Source organism: Streptomyces sp. NTH33 (assembly GCF_003236365.1).
Lineage (GTDB): Bacteria > Actinomycetota > Actinomycetes > Streptomycetales > Streptomycetaceae > Streptomyces.
The window spans coordinates 1-1,752 of record NZ_POTZ01000818.1 but is presented as its reverse complement, the minus strand read 5'-3'; the positions used below and the strand labels follow the sequence as shown (position 1 = coordinate 1,752).

Annotated in this window: 1 protein-coding gene; it reads right to left on the bottom strand. The window is 76.0% G+C overall.

The genetic code is table 11. The annotated features are described in order from the left end of the window. Positions 1-25 precede the first annotated feature (25 nt). The gene (locus tag C1I97_RS36580) at positions 26-1,519 is read right to left on the bottom strand and encodes a bifunctional phosphatase PAP2/diacylglycerol kinase family protein (RefSeq protein ID WP_111007200.1); all 1,494 of its coding nucleotides are present in this window, start codon (positions 1,517-1,519) and stop codon (positions 26-28) included. Positions 1,520-1,752: the final 233 nt, after the last annotated feature.

Genomic DNA, 1,752 nt, shown 5'->3' with positions numbered 1-1,752 from the left:
GGTTGCCAGGAGGGCGGTCGGGAGGTCAGCTTCCGGGCAGCGGACGGTACACGGTCAGCGCCTCCGGCAGCTTCTCCAGCCACACCTCCACCTCCACCTCCACCACCTCGCCGTCGTAGGCGAGGAGGGTGCCGGGCTCGATTCCGGTCAGGTGCAGCCGGCCGACCTGGACCGCCGCGTGGGCGGGAGACCGGGTGAGCGGGCCCGCGAGGGCGGCGGACAGCAGACGCAGGGCCGGCTTGCGGCCCCCGTGCACCACCCGGACGTCGAGCACCCCGTCGGCGAGGTCGAGCCGGCGGCCCGGGGCGAGCCCCATGCGGTGGTAGGTGCCGTTGCCGGCGAACAGCAGCCACAGCGGGTGGGACCGGCCCTGGAACTCGGCCTGCAGCGGGTGGCGGTTCGCACGCAGCACCTTCAGGGCCGCCAGCACCCCGGCCGGCCAACTGCCGATCCGGTCCGTCCACAGCTCCCGCTCGCGCACCAGCTCCGGGTACACGCCCAGGCTGAACGTGTTGAGGAAGACGCCCTGCTTGTCCCCGGACCGGAAGCGGGCCACGTCCACGCGCACGCCGTCCCCCTTCTCCAGGGCCCGGCTCAGGTCCCGTACGTCCTCCACGCCGAGGTCGTAGGCGAAGTGGTTGAGCGTGCCGCCGGGCAGCACCGCGAGCGGCAGGCCGTGGCGCAGGGCGACCTCGGCGGCCGCGTTCACGGTGCCGTCGCCGCCGCACACCCCGAGTACCCGGGCGCGGCCCGCGGCCTTCTCCAGCTCGTCCGGGACGTCGTCCGGTCCGCACTCGACGACCTCCGCCCGGGGCAGCGCGTTCCGCAGCGCCCGGGCGCGCTCGGAGGTGCCCGAGCCGTTGTTGGCGACGAGCACCAGGCCCTCGCCGCCGGGCAGTGCCGGCACGGCGGCGCGAGGGCGGGCCGGCGGGGCGATCTGGGCGCGGGTGGGCACGATGCCCCGTGCGGCGAACGCGGCGCCCGCGCCCAGGGCGGTGCCGGCCAGTACGTCGCTGGGGAAGTGCACGCCGGTGTAGACGCGGGAGAGCGCGACCGCCGCGGCGACCGGTGCCACCGCCGCGCCCCAGGCCGGGGACTCCAGGGCGACGCCGGTCGCGAAGGCGGCGGCGGACGCGGCGTGCCCGGACGGGAAGGAGGTGGTGATCGGCTGCCGCTTGAGCCGCCGCATGATCGGCACCGGGTCCAGCACCGGCCGGGGACGGCGCACCGAACGCTTGCCGAGCGTGTTGATGGTCAGCGAGGCCAGGCTCAGCGAGGCCAGGCCGCGGACCGCGGCACGGCGGGCCCGCGGGGTGCGGCTCGCCGCGATGGCGGCAGCCGCCGCGAACCACAGCACGCCGTGGTTGGCGCTGCGGCTCAGCCGCGGCAGTACGGGCCCGGCGCCGGGCCATTGACGCTCGGCCGCGAACTCGAACAGCCGGCAGTCCACGGCCAGCAGGTGCTTCAGAACGGCGCGGGCGCCGGTTGCGGGGGCGGTGAGGTCGACGTCTGGGCTCATAAAGGGACCGTTACCCCGAAGCGGCCGTTTCTTGTGGGGGGATCCTCGTACGCGCCCGCTCCCCGGCACCGGGCTGCGCGTGCCGGGCGGCCGCGGTGGGGCGGCCGCAGTGGGGCGGTCCGGCCCCGGTGGGCGGGCGATAAGCGTTTGCCGCGGCCGCCGGGGCGACCGCAGAATGCGTGACCATGGGACATCTGGAAGCCGCGCACCTCGAGTACCACCTGCCTGACGGG